Here is a 16,065-nt window from a genome sequence, read left to right as displayed (position 1 = left end):
GAACATATACTCTCTGTAGTATATAAAGAGTTTTCTTTTAAATAATTAAAAATTAATGGGGGTTCTTAACATGAGAATTAATACAAACATTAACAGCATGCGTACACAAGAGTACATGCGACAAAACCAAGACAAAATGAATACATCTATGAACCGTTTATCTAGCGGTAAATCAATCAACAGTGCCGCTGACGATGCAGCTGGCTTAGCTATCGCTACTCGTATGCGTGCAAAAGAAGGCGGATTAAACGTTGGAGCACGTAACACACAAGACGCTATGTCTGCTTTACGCACTGGTGACGCTGCATTAGGTTCAGTTTCAAACATCTTACTTCGTATGCGTGATCTTGCAACACAAGCATCAAGCGGTACTAACAACGATAAAGATATCGCATCTATGGACAAAGAGTATCAAGCATTAGCACAAGAAATTAATCATATTGCTGACAAAACAAATTTCAATGGTAACGCATTTTTAAATAAAGGCACTAATCCTGGTGAGGGTAAAGATATCACGATTCAACTTTCTGATGCTTCAAGTGATACAATGACAATCGCAGCTATCGAAACAAAGAAATTAACAACTGATACTCTAGCAACTGATGGAACAAAGAAATTAGATGCTACAACTGCAGCAGGTGAAATCACAAAACTTGACGATGCTATTCAAAATATTGCTGACGCTAGAGCAACTTTCGGTTCTCAATTAAACCGTTTAGACCATAACTTAAACAACGTAACGAGCCAAGCTACTAATATGGCAGCTTCTGCTTCTCAAATTGAAGATGCTGATATGGCAAAAGAAATGTCTAACATGACAAAATTCAAAATTTTAAACGAAGCAGGCATCAGCATGCTTTCTCAAGCTAACCAAACTCCACAAATGGTTTCTAAATTATTACAATAAACCATTTGAACATATACTCTCTGTAGTATATAAAGAGTTTTCTTTTAAATAATTAAAAATTAATGGGGGTTCTTAACATGAGAATTAATACAAACATTAACAGCATGCGTACACAAGAGTACATGCGACAAAACCAAGACAAAATGAATACATCTATGAACCGTTTATCTAGCGGTAAATCAATCAACAGTGCCGCTGACGATGCAGCTGGCTTAGCTATCGCTACTCGTATGCGTGCGAAAGAAGGCGGATTAAACGTTGGAGCACGTAACACACAAGACGCTATGTCTGCTTTACGCACTGGTGACGCTGCATTAGGTTCAGTTTCAAACATCTTACTTCGTATGCGTGATCTTGCAACACAAGCATCAAGCGGTACTAACAACGATAAAGATATCGCATCTATGGACAAAGAGTATCAAGCATTAGCACAAGAAATTGATCATATCGCTGACAAAACAAATTTCAATGGTAATGCATTTTTAAATAAAGGTACTGATGGTAAAGATATCACGATTCAACTTTCTGATGCTTCAAGTGATACAATGACAATCGCAGCTATTGAAACAAAGAAATTAACAACTGCTACTTTAGCAGTAGGAACAGGTAAGGCTTTAGATGCTACAACTGCAGCAGATGAAATCACAAAACTTGACGATGCTATTCAAAATATTGCTGACGCTAGAGCAACTTTCGGTTCTCAATTAAACCGTTTAGACCATAACTTAAACAACGTAACGAGCCAAGCTACTAATATGGCAGCTTCTGCTTCTCAAATTGAAGATGCTGATATGGCAAAAGAAATGTCTAACATGACAAAATTCAAAATTTTAAACGAAGCAGGCATCAGCATGCTTTCTCAAGCTAACCAAACTCCACAAATGGTTTCTAAATTATTACAATAAGCCATTTGAATTAATTTCATGAATAAACCTCTCTGCTTGCGGAGAGGTTTATTTTTTCTATATAGATAGATTATTTATAAAACTTTCTTTTTTATGTGGAAGAGAGCATCTGCGGTGCATAGAAGGGGTCAGTGCTTATCTTGATTCCCTCTTATGTTAAAACACAAACAGTAAATAAGCATAAGCCCCTCTATCCTTCCATAACTGTTTATTAGATTAAAATATACTAACTATATCAATCTATAAGGAGTGTCTATTATGCGTATTGGTACGAATGTTTTAAGTATGAATGCTAGGCAGTCGTTGTATGAGAATGAGAAACGTATGAATGTTGCAATGGAGCATTTGGCGACTGGTAAGAAGTTAAACCACGCTTCGGATAATCCCGCTAATGTTGCAATTGTGACTCGTATGTATGCGAGAGCAAGTGGTATGCGCGTGGCGATTCGTAATAATGAGGATGCGATATCGATGCTTCGCACGGCAGAAGCTGCTCTTCAAACTGTGACGAATATTTTGCAGCGTATGTTTGATTTAGCTGTTCAATCTGCTAATGGTACAAATTCAAATAAAAATCGTGATTTACTGAGCAAAGAGTTTCAGTCTTTAATAGAACAAAGTGGCTATATTGGCGAGATGACTGAGTTTAATGATTTATCCGTATTTGACGGTCAAAACCGTCCTATTACATTAGACGATATCGGTCATACAATAAATATGACGAAACATATTCCCCCTTCCCCTACACAACATGACATCAAGATTTCAACAGAACAAGAAGCAAGAACGGCTATCCGTAAAATTGAAGAGGCTTTACAAAATGTATCACTTCATCGCGCTGATCTTGGAGCTATGATAAATCGTTTACAGTTCAATATTGAAAATTTAAATAATCAAAGTATGGCGTTAACAGATGCTGCATCTCTAATTGAAGATGCAGACATGGCGCAGGAGATGAGTGATTTTTTAAAGTTCAAATTATTGACTGAAGTTGCACTTAGTATGGTTTCACAAGCGAACCAAATTCCACAAATGGTCTCTAAACTACTACAATCATAAAAATTAATCTTCCTTCTTTGGAACGATTCCATACAAAATAAAAGGGAAATACATATAAACTATGTATCTCCCTTTTATTTTGTACCCAAATTTTATTACTGTGTTACCGTCATAACTTGTCCGCTACGGTCAACCATTATTTTCATTTTACCGTCTTGTGCATTATATAGACCTAGTTTATGTAATTCCATTTTACAATCTTGTACGAAAGTTGGTAATTTACGTATTTGATCAATATCCGAACTTGTAATGAAATGAATTAAAAGCTGCGTCATACCTTTAATATCTTGTACAAGCTCTTCTTTCTCTCCTTTTAGCCTTTCATTTTCCAGTTGTAACGACTGCAATTCACCTTCTAGACTACGTGTGTTCTTTGCTTCTCTAGAACGCCCTGCTGCCATGCTAGAAAGCTTATAAATACCTTCCATAAACTGATGTAGTTCGTCTTCTTTCCTTTCACTACATTGATTAATTGTTTCAAAGTTATCAACGATACCAGATATAACTGTTACAAGATTTTTTTCATCCTCTTTATGCTGGATTTCTTCTTTTAATTCGTACTCGTTTTCTTGTTTTCTTGCAACGATTGTCTCTTTTACTGGTATATATTTTCGCTTTCGTCCTGGTTTTTGTTTTTCAATATTTTCAAACGGTATTTCACGTTTTTTCAATTTATAATACGTATTTTGCAATTGACTTTCTGTTTTTGGAAAAAGATTTAGTTCATTTTTACTTACGTATTTTGAAATATTTAAAATGTTTAAACCGTGACGTTGACAAAATTGATACACTTCATACAGTAGCTCTAGTTCAGACTTCAGCCATGTAATTGCTGATTTTTCATATGCTCGCATCCCGCCATTTTTTTCTATATCTATTTGAAATAATACCATTCTATTATGTAAATCAACTAACTCTTCATACTTTACTTGGAATTCTTTTTCTATTTTTTTTAATTCCGCTTCTAGTTGCATATCGTTCATTTTATTATTTGACATGTTTTGTAAAAGACCTAATACATTAATTGCTGTGTGGTGATACATAATCTGTGCCACTCCCCCCTCATCCTTTCACAATTCTCATCTGACTCCCATGTCTTTTAAGAAAATAGCAATTTTTACATATCCATATTATAACAGTTCGAAATTATCTGTCAAATAATAAACATACAAAAATGTATAGAAAGTATAAAAATTTGGAAAATGTTTTTTTATTAATATGCAAAATTGCATATTAATTACATTTAATTATATTATATGGTATTTTGAATGTTTTTTCACCGAAAAAATTTGCGTTACCACGAAATATTACTAAAATAACAATCGAAAATACGTTTGCTTATATTTTTAAATCAAAAATCTCTAAATAAAGATTATTCACACATACAGCGACAAACACCCAAGAAACCTTTCATTTTTCTACCAGTTTAAAGTATAGAATACTAAAAAGGAATTAGCCATATGTAGCATTGGCTAATTCCTTCCTCTCTCTAACAGAATAGAGTTATAAACCCAGTCTTCAAAACCTCAATTGAAGTCTCGCTTCTTCTAAAGCTATCTCGGCGGCTATCTCGTCCCATTTACCTAAAAAACACTCCATATCTCTGGTCTTACATCGCATGGGTCTCTATTAGGCACTGACCGCTGCCACACATAGCTAGTTCCTCTATTCCAGCTAAAAAAGTGCTTTTCTTACAACACTAACTTATCAACTAAGCCAATTAGCTCTTGAATATCTGGCTTACTTACTTGAGCATTTGCTCCTACAGCTTCACCTTTATGGAATAATTCATTTGTAATTAATGAAGAGAAAATAATGACTGGTAAACGATTCATTACTTCACTATCCTTAACCACTTTCGTTAAATGATGTCCATCCATTTTTGGCATTTCAATATCTGTAATTAGCAAGTGAATATGTTCAAACATTTTTTCGCCTTGCTCTTTCGCTAATTTTTCAATTTGCGCTAACGCTTCTGCACCATTGCTGAAGAAGTTCATTTTCGTATATCCAGCTGATGATAATGTTTCTTCTAATATTTGACGAAGCATCGCTGAATCTTCTGCAATATAAATTACTTTTTCAGCTCGATCTGTTTTTTGTTCTAACCCTGCAATTGATTTATTGTCATAACCAGTGCCGCTAATTTCACATACAATTTTTTCATAATCTAATAATAAGATGATTTTTCCATCTAGTTTTACAATACCAGATGTCGTTTCTTCTAGTCCCATAGATAATGAAGCTGGTTCATCAATTTGTTCCCACGAAATACGTTGAATACGATGCACTTCATCCACGCGGAAAATAACTTTCATTTGGTTTAATTCTGAGATGATAAATTTCGTTTGATCAAGTGGCTTTGTTGACTTTAAATTAAGAGCCATTGCCAAGTTAATAACAGGTAAAATTTCACCACGTACTTGAACAACACCTTCAACTGCATGATGAGATTCTGGCACAGTTGTAACAGGAAATGGATTAATGATTTCACGTACTTTCATTACATTAATACTAAATAGGTTTTCACCAACAGTGTACGTAACAATCTCTAATTCATTTGTTCCGCTTTCTAATAAAATACTTTGTGCTTGTGACATAAAGGTGTCGCTCCCCTTCCATTAATTCCGTATATCTAATTATTAAGCTTTATAAAAGAGAAAAAGTCAACTACCTATATAAAAAATATAGATAGTCGATCGATTCATTTTATTAAAAAACAATTAATCTTGTATAAAAGAAGCAAGTGCTTCTAATAACACTTCTTGCGCCCCTACAATTTCTGTCGGCATTGCTTCCCATTTTTTCGAAAGCTCCGTCTCTACTCTTATTCTTAGCTCAGAATTCATTTCTGTTAACACATATTCTTTCGTTGCTATATCAACATCAAGTAGCGCAAGTGCATATAATTCCGGGTCATTTATTTTTTCGAATAATCGCTTTAATACTACCGGTGCTACATGTTTTAATTTTTCAATATGAATTTCCTTATCCGAAAATAGTAACTCATATTGAATAAACGTAACATTTTCTTTAATTACTTTAAAATAGCAATTATTTTTTTTATCATTTACAAAATAACCATTTGGATCTGCGATAATACTTTCTACTTTACGAATTAAATCTGGCAAACTATTCGCCCCCATTACAGTCCGCTGCTCAACCTCACTCGGCGAAATGAATGTAACGCGATACTTATTTTGCGCCATCCTCCTCACCTCTCCTTTTATAAAAATCTATCATCACAAACATATAAAATGAAACTAGCATACTCTCATTTCATTGCCCTATTGTCACAACTCACAGACTATAAAAAAATACTGGCTTGCTATAAAGAGATTATTGTTCAACCATTCCAGTAGATTTCTATAGTTCTCTTCTTACAGCTCCGAGCCACCTAAGACTAAAAACACTTTTAAGCGCCTTTAAGCAACTCAATATTGTTGAACCAAAACGCAATTTGCTGATCTGTAATGCCTGATAATGTAACAAAAAACTCACGGCACTTCATCTCGTCCTTAAACAGTTGATACTTCCATGCGCCATCATTACCAACACTGACGAAATAAAACTCATGAATACGACCAATAATCGCTTTCTTTTCAGCAAATGAATACGGGGGCACTTGCTTAATTTCAAATTGATCTGGTAAATATACATGCTCTTCTCGTTCCATTTTTAGCACTTGCTCAGCAAGTTCACGTTTATTCTCGAAAAATGGCAATTGTAAAATTCGTTCTTGTCTTGTCATACGAATAAAAACCCTTTCTACTACATTACGATCTTTCTTTATAATACATTATCTAATTAAGTTTACAACTTCATTTAATACTTCATCTGACACTTTAATTACTTTCGCATTTCCTTGGAATCCACGTTGATATAACATTAAGTCAACGAATTCTACAGATAAATCTACGTTTGAACTTTCTTTTGCTGAACCTCTTACATTACCTGCACCATTCTCACCTGCCACACCAATCCCTGGAATCCCTGCTGATGGTGTGGCAATGTAATTGCCATTCCCAGTTTTCATTAATCCACCTGAATTAGGGAATGTAGCTACAGCTAGTTGTCCTACAACCTTCATACTACCATCCGAATATCTCATCATAACAAAACCACCGTCAGAAATTGAATAGTCATTTGCAATTGCAGCTGGACGCCCCGTTACTTCTGTTGTAGAAATAGTTTTCCCTGTTGGATAATTTGTTAAACCACTTAAGTCCAGTGTCAGTCCCTTACCAAAAGGAATTTTAACCGTTCCACCTTTAGTAATTTCACCAGTTACTGGATTTTTTTGTACAGCTTCATCTGTCTCCTTTAGATTTCCTAATGTATCAAATTTAAGATTTTTTTCGCCCGTCATGCCTTCAACCGGCTTAAACTCTTTTTCGTTTTTAGAATCATTTCTTATAGAAACTGTATACGTATATTCACCTGGCACAGGCTTTTCAACTTCTTTACCATCTACAGTCTCTTTTGTAGTCTTTTGTTTAATATTTACACGTAACGTTAACGAGTTCCCTTCCTCATCAAAAACTGTGAATTCGTGAGATAATGCATTTTGATTTCTAGGAAGGTTTCCACCTATTGTTGCTTTATCTGTTTGAATCCCACCAACAGCTGATCCCATTGGAATATGAATTGGACTTGGTCGTGAAGAAAAATCTATTTCTTGAGTTCCTGTTTTCACACCATACCCTAGCACATACTGACCACTTGTATTTGTAACATAGTTATCTTTCGATACACCGAAAGACCCTTTTCTCGTATACTCTACATTTCCGCTATTACGATCGCCAACTAAAAATAAACCATTTCCCTCTATAGCTGTCTCCATCTTATCACTAGTTAAAGTAATAGAACCATCACTAAAATCTGTAGATGTCCCACTAAACTTTACACCGTTACCGATACTCTTTGGATTCGTACCAGCATAAGCACCATCCCCACGTGAACCAACCGTATTATTATATAGCAGATCATCAAAAATAGCTTTTTGCTTTTTATATCCAACTGTTTGTGCATTTGCAATATTATTTGAAGTAACACTTAATGCATTTTGTGCCGCATTCATCCCTGTAATACTCGTATATAACGCTTTAATCATAACCTATATACACTCCTTTTATTAATTTTGCTTAACCTCTTCATTTTTCTCTATATCATCTTTCTTCTCATCTTCTGGATTTGTTTCTGCTATCGGTTTATCTGAAACCCTTTCTACAAAACGAAGTGAGACAACTTGATTATCAACAATAAGTTGTACATCGTTATTTTCGGCAAGTCGAACTGTTTCCACTTGACCAGTCACTTGCTCCCCCTTATTGTTTATACCTCTAACATACTTCCCTAAAAATTTCATCCCACCATCAAGAGCTGTCGTATACATCGTTGATTGTAGTTTATCTACTGCTTTCGTCATATTTTGTACTTGCTCCATAAGCGATAGTTGAGCCGTTTGATTCATCATTTGGTTCATATCCATCGCATTAAACGGGTCTTGATGTTGAAAGCTCGCTAAAAAAAGTTTCAGGAAATCATCTTTATCCATAATACCGGGTGTTTTTTGATTACTTGCTGATACTCCGTTTGTTTGTTGAACTGGCGATTGCACACCATTTACAGATGCGTTTTTTGTTTGCGCCCCTGCTTGTAACGGAATATGATTTGTACTCGTTGTATTTAATCCAACTGTTGGCACGCGTTATTCCTCCAATAATCCCGCAAATTCTGTTGATTGTTGTTTTTCATGATTTGTATTTGCTAATTTCTGTTTTTGCCTTTGCTCTTGTTCTCGCTGTTCTTTACGATTTTCATCTTTATCTGAATAGCTAATTTGAATATTGATTTCTTTTTCTTTTAACTTTAATTTCAATTCATCAAAAATGATTTCAACACGTTTTTTCGCATCGTGTTTTTCCATTTCTACGTGAACGTCAATTTGATCTCCATGTTTTTTCATAAACACTGTTAATGTACCAAGTTTTTCTGGATTTAACTGAAATAAAACACGTTCTTGTTTCACTACAAATTTTTGCAAGGCTTCTACTTGCGCTTCCATTTTCTTTCCTAAGTCAGGTAATGAAACTTTCTCAGCACCACTATTCGATTTCCCTATTTGTTCGGTACTCGTCGTTTTATTTAATAACTCTGCACCTGCAGAGCTCGAATCGTTTAATGCATCACCTTCTGGCAACTCTACCTTTGCATCATCGCTCTCAGCTTTCGAAAGATCTACATCTTTAAATTCTTCTTGTTTCTTTGCAATATTACAAGTTTCTGTTTCTACAACCTTCAATGCTTGCATCGTTTGCTCTGGCATCTTCATTTTGTCTAATACCATTTGCATTGTATCTTCTAAACATATAGCATTTTTGATATTCATATTTGAAAGAAGTTCTTGTAATTGTTGTAATTCAGCTGCAGGTAATTCATTAAGTTTAATATTGCCATATTCTTTATATAGCTCTTGTATTTTTTGTATGTATTGATATAACAATTCCGGCTGCACATGTAATTGCTCAATTGCAACCATTTGCTCAGATACAGCTAATAACAACTGTTCTGTCTCTTTTTTTTCTTCTTTCTTTACAATTGGTTCTTCTTTCGTTACCGATGGTTTAGAAAGGTTATATTCTTTTTTCTCTTCTTTTGGTGCTTCTTCTCGTTTCGTTTTCTCCGTTTTCGGCTGCTTTTTATTTTCCATTCTCATCGTACGATCAAATGAAGAATCTTCATTTTTCGATTGTACTTCTAGCCCTTTTTCTTTTTGCGGAGGTAAACTTTGTTGCACCGGTAATACAGACTGTATCACTACATTCACCTCATCCATTCATACACATTTTCAAATCCAGAAGCATTTTTTCTTCCAGCTTTTCTTGTGCTTTCGCAAGCTTTTTGCAATCTTCTTGATACATCTCATCAATGACACGTTCTTTTTCTTTTACTTGCTCTAAAAGACTTTCATTTTTTTGAATAAAACCTTCCGTTTTTTTAATTTTCCGATTCCATTCTTCTATTCTTTCAGGTGAAAACGTATGTGAAGAAAGCATACCAGCCATAATACGTTGCCCAGTTTGTACGACTTTACTACGCGATTTCACAACATATAAATCATATTCTTTTTTTTGTTCTATTTTTCTTTTTTCAGCTGTTAATTCATACACTTCTTTTAAAATATGTTCTTTTTCTTGATTTATTTGCAATTTTATTGTGTCGTACTGCTGTTTATCCACCTGTTTTCATAACCCCTTTCTATTATAACGTTCTCTTTTTCTATTATATAGTTTTTTTCCAAAAAAATCTGTGAAATATTAAAAAACAAAAAAATAAGACCTCTTATGCAGAGGCCTTATACTATATGCTGTATCGCTTCAACGATATCATCAAATTGGAAACTATCCGATCGACCTTGCTTTAAAAATGTATTTATGCCTTCTACTTTATTTTTACATTCAAAAATATAAGCATTTTCTTCATTTTCTTGAATCGTTCCTAGCTTAAAATACAATTCATTTTCTTTATAAATTGATAAAATCTTTCTCATTTCATTTGCAAGTTGCCAATGATGTGGCGAAACAATTTCTTCCATAATCCTACTTACTGAATCTAATACTGAAATTGCAGGGTAATGACTAAGCGTTGCAAGCTCACGCTTTAATACGATATGTCCATCTAAAATACCACGTGCTAAATCTGGTACAGGACCATTTAAATCATCCCCATCAACAAGCACCGTATAAATACCTGTTATAGATCCCTTTTGTGTTTTTCCGGACCGCTCTAACAACTTCTTCATATAACTTTCCATTAACAGTGTTTTACCACCAATCGGTAACTCTTTAACAGCAATATCAACACTTCTTCGTGCATCGGCAAAACGAGTAACAGAGTCCATCATAAGTAATACGTTATTACCTTGATCACGGAAGTATTCAGCAATAGACGTTGCGAGTTTCGCTGCACGAAGTTGCATAAGATGACTTTCATCTGACGTCGCTACAACAACGACGCTTTTTCGCATACCTTCCTCGCCTAACTCTTTTCGAATAAAGTCTTTTACTTCCCGGCCACGTTCCCCTACTAAACTAATAACGTTTATATCAGCTTTTGCATTTTTTGCTATCATTCCAAGTAAAGTTGATTTACCAACACCTGACCCAGCAAAAATACCAATCTTTTGACCGATACCAATTGTTAGCATAGAATCAATTGATTTTATTCCTGTTTCAAATACATCGGTAATCTCTTCACGTTCAAATGCATGTATAGGTGGTGCATCTAGTTTTATTTTCTGTAATGGAATGTTTTCAGCTTCCTCATTTAACACTTCACCATTTGCACTTAACACTTTTCCGAGCAAGTGATTACCACGTGGTACAACAACATCTTCTGAAACTAATGTCACTGAATCTCCATAACATACTTTTTCTGTCTGTTCAAATGGAAGTAGCATATTATTTTCCTTTTCAATGGCAATCACTTCACATAAGACGTTATGTTCTCCAACGAAGCAAACATCACCAATCTTCGCTTTCGGCCCTTTCGCTACGAAAAACTGTTCTTGTACACTATGAACTTTGCCTACTTTCGTATACAGCGGTGTTTCAATGAACTTATTCCATTTTTCGTTCTCATTCATTAACAGGCGGCTCATACATTTTGCTCCTCAAATAACTTCTCTTCTTCCCATTTCTGACGAAGCTTCGCAAATATAGGTGCAAATTTAAATTCAAAGAACTCTTTCTCTTCTTCCAGAACAAATTCACCAAACTGCAGAGAAAAATCATATTTCCATTCTACTAATTGTAGTAACCAATATTCTTTCGTATTTTCCTTCTCTTCTTGAATACGTTCAAACGTTTCTGGATGTACTGTAATGATTAATTTTTCAAACGAGGTTGGCAATGTTTGCACGATGCCAGTTAAAATAGGTAACACATCAAGCAATCGTGAATCTACCGCTTGATTCACGATTTTTTCTGCTAAATGAAATGATTGATCCCATAATAACTCTGTCCATTCATATGCTGTTTCTTGTTGTTCTTTTTGAAATTGCACACGCGCTGCTTCCATCTGTTCCAGTTGCTCATGAATATGCATTTGAAATTGTTCTTTATCTTGTAATAACTGCTGCCGCTCTCGTTCTAGCATTTGCTTCTCTTGCCTTAGCTGATTCATTTCCATATGTAACGATTCTTGCTGGGCGCGAAGTTCTGCATGATCAGCTTGTAATTCTTCCTCTTCTATTTGAATTGAAGCTGGTTTTGGAAATTGTAATTCATACGTTTCTTCAGAAAAAGAAACAGAATTCTTCGGAATTCTGTTTTTAAATAAGGACATCCTCTTCACCTCTTTGAACGATAATTCTTCCTTCTTTCTCTAGCTTTTTCACTGTACCAGTGATCGTTTGCTGCGCTTTTTCAGCATCCGTCATCTTAAGCGGTCCTAAGCCATCTAATTCTTCTAGAATCATCTCTTTACGGTTTGAAGACATACATGTAAATAATTTCTCTTTAATTTCTTCTTTTGCAATTTTAAGTGCTTTCGCAATTTCACCGTTATCTGTAATTTCTTCTAATACACGGCGAAGCGCAAGATCTTCAAGACCAAGTAAGTCTTCAAAGACAAACATATTTTCTTTAATTTTCTCAGATAACTCATAATCGACTTCATCCAGCTTTTGAAAGACTGTTTTTTCAACACCTCGTGAAACATTATTTAAAATATTTACGATTGTTTTCAAGCCATCAGTTTTATTAATTGCACTAAATGCCATATTATTTAATTTCGATTTTAACAACTCACCAATTTGATTAATTAACTCACCATCAACTTGTTCTAGTTTCGCTATACCCATTACCGTTTCAACGCGCTTATGATCTGGCAATCTCTCAATTAATTGAGACGCAAGTTGCGGTTTAATATAAGAAGCGATAATTGCAATTGTTTGTGGTGACTCATCATTAAGCACGGTAAGAAGTGGCTCTAAATCTGTAAGTGAATTTAAGAACTCAAACGGATTATCTTTGTTATACCAAAGGTCTTCCAATAATTTTTCCAGTTCATCTTCTGGCATGTTTTTAAATATGCGACGAATGTATTCTTTATCTGGAGTGACTAAGTTTAATTCTTTTACATTTAGTTCATATAAGAACTCTCCTAGTACATTTTCTAACGTTTCTGGTTTGTATACACGAAACTTTGCGATTTCACGAAGTAATACTTCTTTTTCCTCAGCTGTCATATATTCAATGACTTTTGCTGCCACCCCTTCTTCTAATGTACGAATAAGGATGGCAGCTTTTTCTTTGGAGGAGATTTCATCTAACATCGTTGTTCCTCCCTTACTGTCCGTTTAACCATTTTTTAATTACTTTTGCAGTTCCTTCTACATGTTCTTTCGTAGCATCCTGCACTTGTTCATCTAACGTTGGTTCTTTCGGTTCTTCTGGTTCAGGTTTTGGCTCTGGCACTATTTTTTCTTCAGGAATTTCCAAGATACTTTCATTACTTGCAGCAATTTCCTCTTCTGCTAAGTATTCTTCATATTCCTCTTCTTCTTTCTTTCTCTTACGTCTTGCTAATAAGAACCATACTAGGCCACCAATCGCTAATAAGCCAGCTGTAATTCCACCGAATAACCACCAGTTCATACCACTTTTTTCTGGCTCTTTCTCTTTTTCGGCTTTCGGCTGATCGAACTGAACAGTTACAACGTTAACTTGACCATTTATAAAGTTACCGTTCGGATCAGCTTGAAGTCCTGCCGCTGTTCCGATTGCTTCTTTAAAAGTTGTCATATCAATTCTACGTTTTACTAGCGTATCATTATCTACCCATACAACAACATTTGTTTTCGTTAATTCTGGGTGTTTCTTAATTGTTTCAACTGTTTTATCTATTTCATAGTTTTCGATTTTGTTACCATTTTTATTATCATAGACAACTTTACCATTTTGATTATTGTTCGTACCGTAGTTTGGCACTTCACCGTTCGCTGTAATACCAGCACCTTGCTTCGTATCTGCCCCTTCTTGCGCAGTAGAGCTTTCCTCTTGCTCTTGTTTACTACGAAGTACACCTTTATCACCATACTTCTCTGACTGACGTGTAACTTCATCGTAGTTTACAGATACTTTCGTATTCACTTTATATTCATTCGGTTTAAACATCGTCATTAATGTTGCATCAATGTCTTGCTTTAATTTACCTTCAAGTTGGTGCTGCATCTCAACTTCTTTCTCATAAGAAGAGGAACTACTAGAATGTGCTTCATCTGCTCCTTTTGAGATAACACCTTTTTTACTATCAATAACACTTACTTCTTCTGCTTTCACACCAGGAACCGCTGCACTAATCATTTGCTGTATACCTGCAACTTGATCAGCTGTTAACAATTGTCCACGCTTCACTCCAACCGTAATCGCCGCTGTTCCTTTTGCTTTTTCTTCATCAAAAATTGTCTCTTTTTCAGGCAATGTAATTTGAACATTTGCCGTTTCAACTGTCGCAAAGTTTCTTACAATATCTTGCTCCAATTGCTTCTTCGTACCGACAATTTGCTTCATTTTTTTATCTTGCTCACTTGAACCGAGCGAGCTTTCTAATAAAATTTCTTCACCGCTTTTCGAATTAAACGGTAAGCCCATCCCATTCATTTCTTTTCGAACCCATGGAGCATCATTCTTTTGCACACGAATCGAACCATCGGCCGCTAATTGATAATCGACACCTAACTTCGATAATTCTGCTGTAATCTCTTGTTTATCTGCATCATTTAAATTTTGATATACAACAACATATTTATCTGGCAAGGTGAAGTATAAAAGTGCTCCTGTTACAATCGCTAAAAGCGCAGCACCGATTACTAACTTATGCCACGTTTTTAACGATTGGATAACATTTTTCATCTTTTCCATTTAAACACACCCGTCCACTTTCCTAAATTTGCATATTAATTAGTGACTTATAATTTTCAATAAGATTATCACGTACGAGAGCAGCCGTTTTCATTTGAGATTCAGCTTTCTTTTGCTGAATTAAAACGTCATGTGTTTCTCCTACCCCTTTAGTTAGTAAATCATATACTGCTGTTTGCGCATTGTTTTGCGTTTGATTCATATCTTCCAATAAATCAATAAACTTTTTCCCCTCAACTACAGATGTTTGAGAAGTCTTCGGTGCACCAATTGACTGAATTGCTCCAAATGGTTGTGTATGTAACATTGGTTGGATTTTCATATTATTATCTTCCCCCTTATCCTCGGCCGATTTCTAAATCTTTATCAAGCATTTTTTTATTTGCATTTAATACACTCGTATTCGCTTCATACATTTTTTGAGCAACCATTACATTCGTCATTTCAGCAGTTACATCAATATTTGGATAACGTACATATCCTTCTTCATTTGCGTGCGGATGCGTCGGATCATACACTAAATTTTCCGTTTTGTCTGCTTCAATACTTTTTATTTTTACTCCATTAGTAGGAGCCCCATCTAACATACTTGCAAAACTATTGTTTGATTCTAGCACCACACTACGACGCTCATATAAATCTGCCCCCGGAGCCGCCGTCGTATTCGCATTTACAATATTGTTAGAAGTAACTTCCATCCACTTTCTCGCTGTCGTTAGCCCTGAGCCACTTGCATTAATTGCCTGAAACATCCGTTGTCTCTCCTTCTACTTTTAACGTCCGCGTGCCGCTTGGTTAATTGCATATTGTGTATTAATTGCGTTAATTGAAATACCGTATAACTGATTTGCTTTCATTAAATCTAGCATTTCTGTCGTTACATCCACACTATTTCCGTCTTTATTCGTTTGCATTGATTTTGTTTGAATCTTTGCATATGTATTTTTCGTATTTACTGTCGGTAAGTGCATTTCATTCGTTTGATATAAATCTGGATTGCTCTTTAAATCAGCCGCATTATTTTTATATAACGCACTACTTTTATTCATCTGCTCAGCAAATGTTACATCTTGTGCTTTATAGCCAGGTGTATTCGCATTTGCAATATTACTAGAAACAGTATTTCGTTTCGTCACTAAATAATTCATATAATGGCTTACATCACTCACTAAATCTGGCATATTCCACACCCTTCCTTTTCTAACGTAATGATCCACTGATAGAAGTTTCACTTCATTATTTATTTTCTTATATGCGTTTATTAAAA

General features: G+C 35.0%; 18 protein-coding genes. 3 read left to right on the top strand and 15 right to left on the bottom strand.

Annotation, left to right across the window (positions count from 1 at the left end):
• The first annotated feature begins 70 nt into the window (after positions 1-70).
• The 3 genes from DN407_RS08225 to DN407_RS08215 all read left to right on the top strand — a co-directional run bounded on the left by DN407_RS08225 (position 71) and on the right by DN407_RS08215 (position 2,871).
• On the top strand, positions 71-907 hold the full coding sequence (locus tag DN407_RS08225) for a flagellin N-terminal helical domain-containing protein (RefSeq protein WP_149216160.1): 837 nt from the start codon (positions 71-73) through the stop codon (positions 905-907).
• 77 nt (positions 908-984) lie between these two features.
• Positions 985-1,812, top strand: coding sequence for a flagellin N-terminal helical domain-containing protein (locus DN407_RS08220; protein WP_061883965.1), 828 nt, complete (start codon positions 985-987; stop codon positions 1,810-1,812).
• A gap of 258 nt (positions 1,813-2,070) precedes the next feature.
• A complete protein-coding gene (locus DN407_RS08215; protein ID WP_098329769.1) occupies positions 2,071-2,871 on the top strand; it encodes a flagellin N-terminal helical domain-containing protein in 801 nt (266 codons plus the stop codon).
• Between the two features lie 95 nt (positions 2,872-2,966).
• Here DN407_RS08215 and DN407_RS08210 read toward each other — a convergent pair whose 3' ends face one another.
• From DN407_RS08210 to flgB, 15 genes are all read right to left on the bottom strand, one after another.
• A complete protein-coding gene (locus tag DN407_RS08210; protein ID WP_063675179.1) occupies positions 2,967-3,914 on the bottom strand; it encodes a DNA-binding domain-containing protein in 948 nt (315 codons plus the stop codon).
• A gap of 648 nt (positions 3,915-4,562) precedes the next feature.
• A complete protein-coding gene (locus DN407_RS08200; RefSeq protein ID WP_000075943.1) occupies positions 4,563-5,471 on the bottom strand; it encodes a chemotaxis protein in 909 nt (302 codons plus the stop codon).
• 123 nt (positions 5,472-5,594) lie between these two features.
• Positions 5,595-6,080, bottom strand: coding sequence for a LysR family transcriptional regulator (locus DN407_RS08195; protein WP_149216159.1), 486 nt, complete (start codon positions 6,078-6,080; stop codon positions 5,595-5,597).
• Positions 6,081-6,286: 206 nt separating this feature from the next.
• A complete protein-coding gene (locus DN407_RS08190; RefSeq protein WP_063675178.1) occupies positions 6,287-6,622 on the bottom strand; it encodes a DUF3964 family protein in 336 nt (111 codons plus the stop codon).
• Between the two features lie 48 nt (positions 6,623-6,670).
• On the bottom strand, positions 6,671-7,984 hold the full coding sequence (gene flgE / locus DN407_RS08185; protein ID WP_119780414.1) for a flagellar hook protein FlgE: 1,314 nt from the start codon (positions 7,982-7,984) through the stop codon (positions 6,671-6,673).
• A 21-nt stretch (positions 7,985-8,005) separates the two neighbouring features.
• The gene (locus tag DN407_RS08180; protein WP_001143477.1) at positions 8,006-8,578 is read right to left on the bottom strand and encodes a flagellar hook assembly protein FlgD; all 573 of its coding nucleotides are present in this window, start codon (positions 8,576-8,578) and stop codon (positions 8,006-8,008) included.
• Positions 8,579-8,581: 3 nt separating this feature from the next.
• Positions 8,582-9,691 (bottom strand): flagellar hook-length control protein FliK, encoded by a 1,110-nt coding sequence (locus DN407_RS08175; RefSeq protein WP_119780552.1) that lies wholly within the window; start codon positions 9,689-9,691, stop codon positions 8,582-8,584.
• A 10-nt stretch (positions 9,692-9,701) separates the two neighbouring features.
• Entirely contained in the window at positions 9,702-10,112 is a 411-nt protein-coding gene (locus tag DN407_RS08170) for a hypothetical protein (RefSeq protein WP_000360855.1), read from the bottom strand.
• Between the two features lie 116 nt (positions 10,113-10,228).
• Entirely contained in the window at positions 10,229-11,533 is a 1,305-nt protein-coding gene (fliI, locus tag DN407_RS08165) for a flagellar protein export ATPase FliI (protein ID WP_000088693.1), read from the bottom strand.
• Positions 11,530-12,219 carry a FliH/SctL family protein gene (locus DN407_RS08160; RefSeq protein ID WP_098329766.1) on the bottom strand — a complete coding sequence of 230 codons (690 nt, stop codon included), beginning with the start codon at positions 12,217-12,219 and terminating at the stop codon, positions 11,530-11,532. The genes fliI and DN407_RS08160 overlap by 4 nt, the downstream gene beginning before the upstream one ends.
• A complete protein-coding gene (gene fliG, locus DN407_RS08155; protein ID WP_016109698.1) occupies positions 12,206-13,210 on the bottom strand; it encodes a flagellar motor switch protein FliG in 1,005 nt (334 codons plus the stop codon). Before fliG ends, DN407_RS08160 begins: the two co-directional genes overlap by 14 nt.
• Before the next feature lie 13 nt (positions 13,211-13,223).
• The gene (locus tag DN407_RS08150) at positions 13,224-14,798 is read right to left on the bottom strand and encodes a flagellar M-ring protein FliF C-terminal domain-containing protein (RefSeq protein WP_053514213.1); all 1,575 of its coding nucleotides are present in this window, start codon (positions 14,796-14,798) and stop codon (positions 13,224-13,226) included.
• A 22-nt stretch (positions 14,799-14,820) separates the two neighbouring features.
• Positions 14,821-15,120 carry a flagellar hook-basal body complex protein FliE gene (gene fliE / locus DN407_RS08145; RefSeq protein WP_000701672.1) on the bottom strand — a complete coding sequence of 100 codons (300 nt, stop codon included), beginning with the start codon at positions 15,118-15,120 and terminating at the stop codon, positions 14,821-14,823.
• Positions 15,121-15,136: 16 nt separating this feature from the next.
• Positions 15,137-15,550 (bottom strand): flagellar basal body rod protein FlgC, encoded by a 414-nt coding sequence (flgC, locus tag DN407_RS08140; RefSeq protein ID WP_000484680.1) that lies wholly within the window; start codon positions 15,548-15,550, stop codon positions 15,137-15,139.
• Between the two features lie 21 nt (positions 15,551-15,571).
• Positions 15,572-16,030 carry a flagellar basal body rod protein FlgB gene (flgB, locus tag DN407_RS08135; protein ID WP_370445031.1) on the bottom strand — a complete coding sequence of 153 codons (459 nt, stop codon included), beginning with the start codon at positions 16,028-16,030 and terminating at the stop codon, positions 15,572-15,574.
• Positions 16,031-16,065 lie beyond the last annotated feature (35 nt).

The organism is Bacillus sp. JAS24-2, assembly GCF_008274905.1.
Lineage (GTDB): Bacteria > Bacillota > Bacilli > Bacillales > Bacillaceae_G > Bacillus_A > Bacillus_A cereus.
This window is presented reverse-complemented; position numbering and strand designations above follow the sequence as displayed.

Bases quoted from the DNA above. Each gene is read 5' to 3' on its own strand.
- DN407_RS08225 (WP_149216160.1), top strand. From the start codon at position 71: ATGAGAATTAATACAAACATTAACAGCATGCGTACACAAGAGTACATG.
- DN407_RS08220 (WP_061883965.1), top strand. From the start codon at position 985: ATGAGAATTAATACAAACATTAACAGCATGCGTACACAAGAGTACATG.
- DN407_RS08215 (WP_098329769.1), top strand. From the start codon at position 2,071: ATGCGTATTGGTACGAATGTTTTAAGTATGAATGCTAGGCAGTCGTTG.
- DN407_RS08210 (WP_063675179.1), bottom strand. From the start codon at position 3,914: ATGTATCACCACACAGCAATTAATGTATTAGGTCTTTTACAAAACATG.
- DN407_RS08200 (WP_000075943.1), bottom strand. From the start codon at position 5,471: ATGTCACAAGCACAAAGTATTTTATTAGAAAGCGGAACAAATGAATTA.
- DN407_RS08195 (WP_149216159.1), bottom strand. From the start codon at position 6,080: ATGGCGCAAAATAAGTATCGCGTTACATTCATTTCGCCGAGTGAGGTT.
- DN407_RS08190 (WP_063675178.1), bottom strand. From the start codon at position 6,622: ATGACAAGACAAGAACGAATTTTACAATTGCCATTTTTCGAGAATAAA.
- flgE (WP_119780414.1), bottom strand. From the start codon at position 7,984: ATGATTAAAGCGTTATATACGAGTATTACAGGGATGAATGCGGCACAA.
- fliI (WP_000088693.1), bottom strand. From the start codon at position 11,533: ATGAGCCGCCTGTTAATGAATGAGAACGAAAAATGGAATAAGTTCATT.
- DN407_RS08160 (WP_098329766.1), bottom strand. From the start codon at position 12,219: ATGTCCTTATTTAAAAACAGAATTCCGAAGAATTCTGTTTCTTTTTCT.
- fliG (WP_016109698.1), bottom strand. From the start codon at position 13,210: ATGTTAGATGAAATCTCCTCCAAAGAAAAAGCTGCCATCCTTATTCGT.
- DN407_RS08150 (WP_053514213.1), bottom strand. From the start codon at position 14,798: ATGGAAAAGATGAAAAATGTTATCCAATCGTTAAAAACGTGGCATAAG.
- fliE (WP_000701672.1), bottom strand. From the start codon at position 15,120: ATGAAAATCCAACCAATGTTACATACACAACCATTTGGAGCAATTCAG.
- flgC (WP_000484680.1), bottom strand. From the start codon at position 15,550: ATGTTTCAGGCAATTAATGCAAGTGGCTCAGGGCTAACGACAGCGAGA.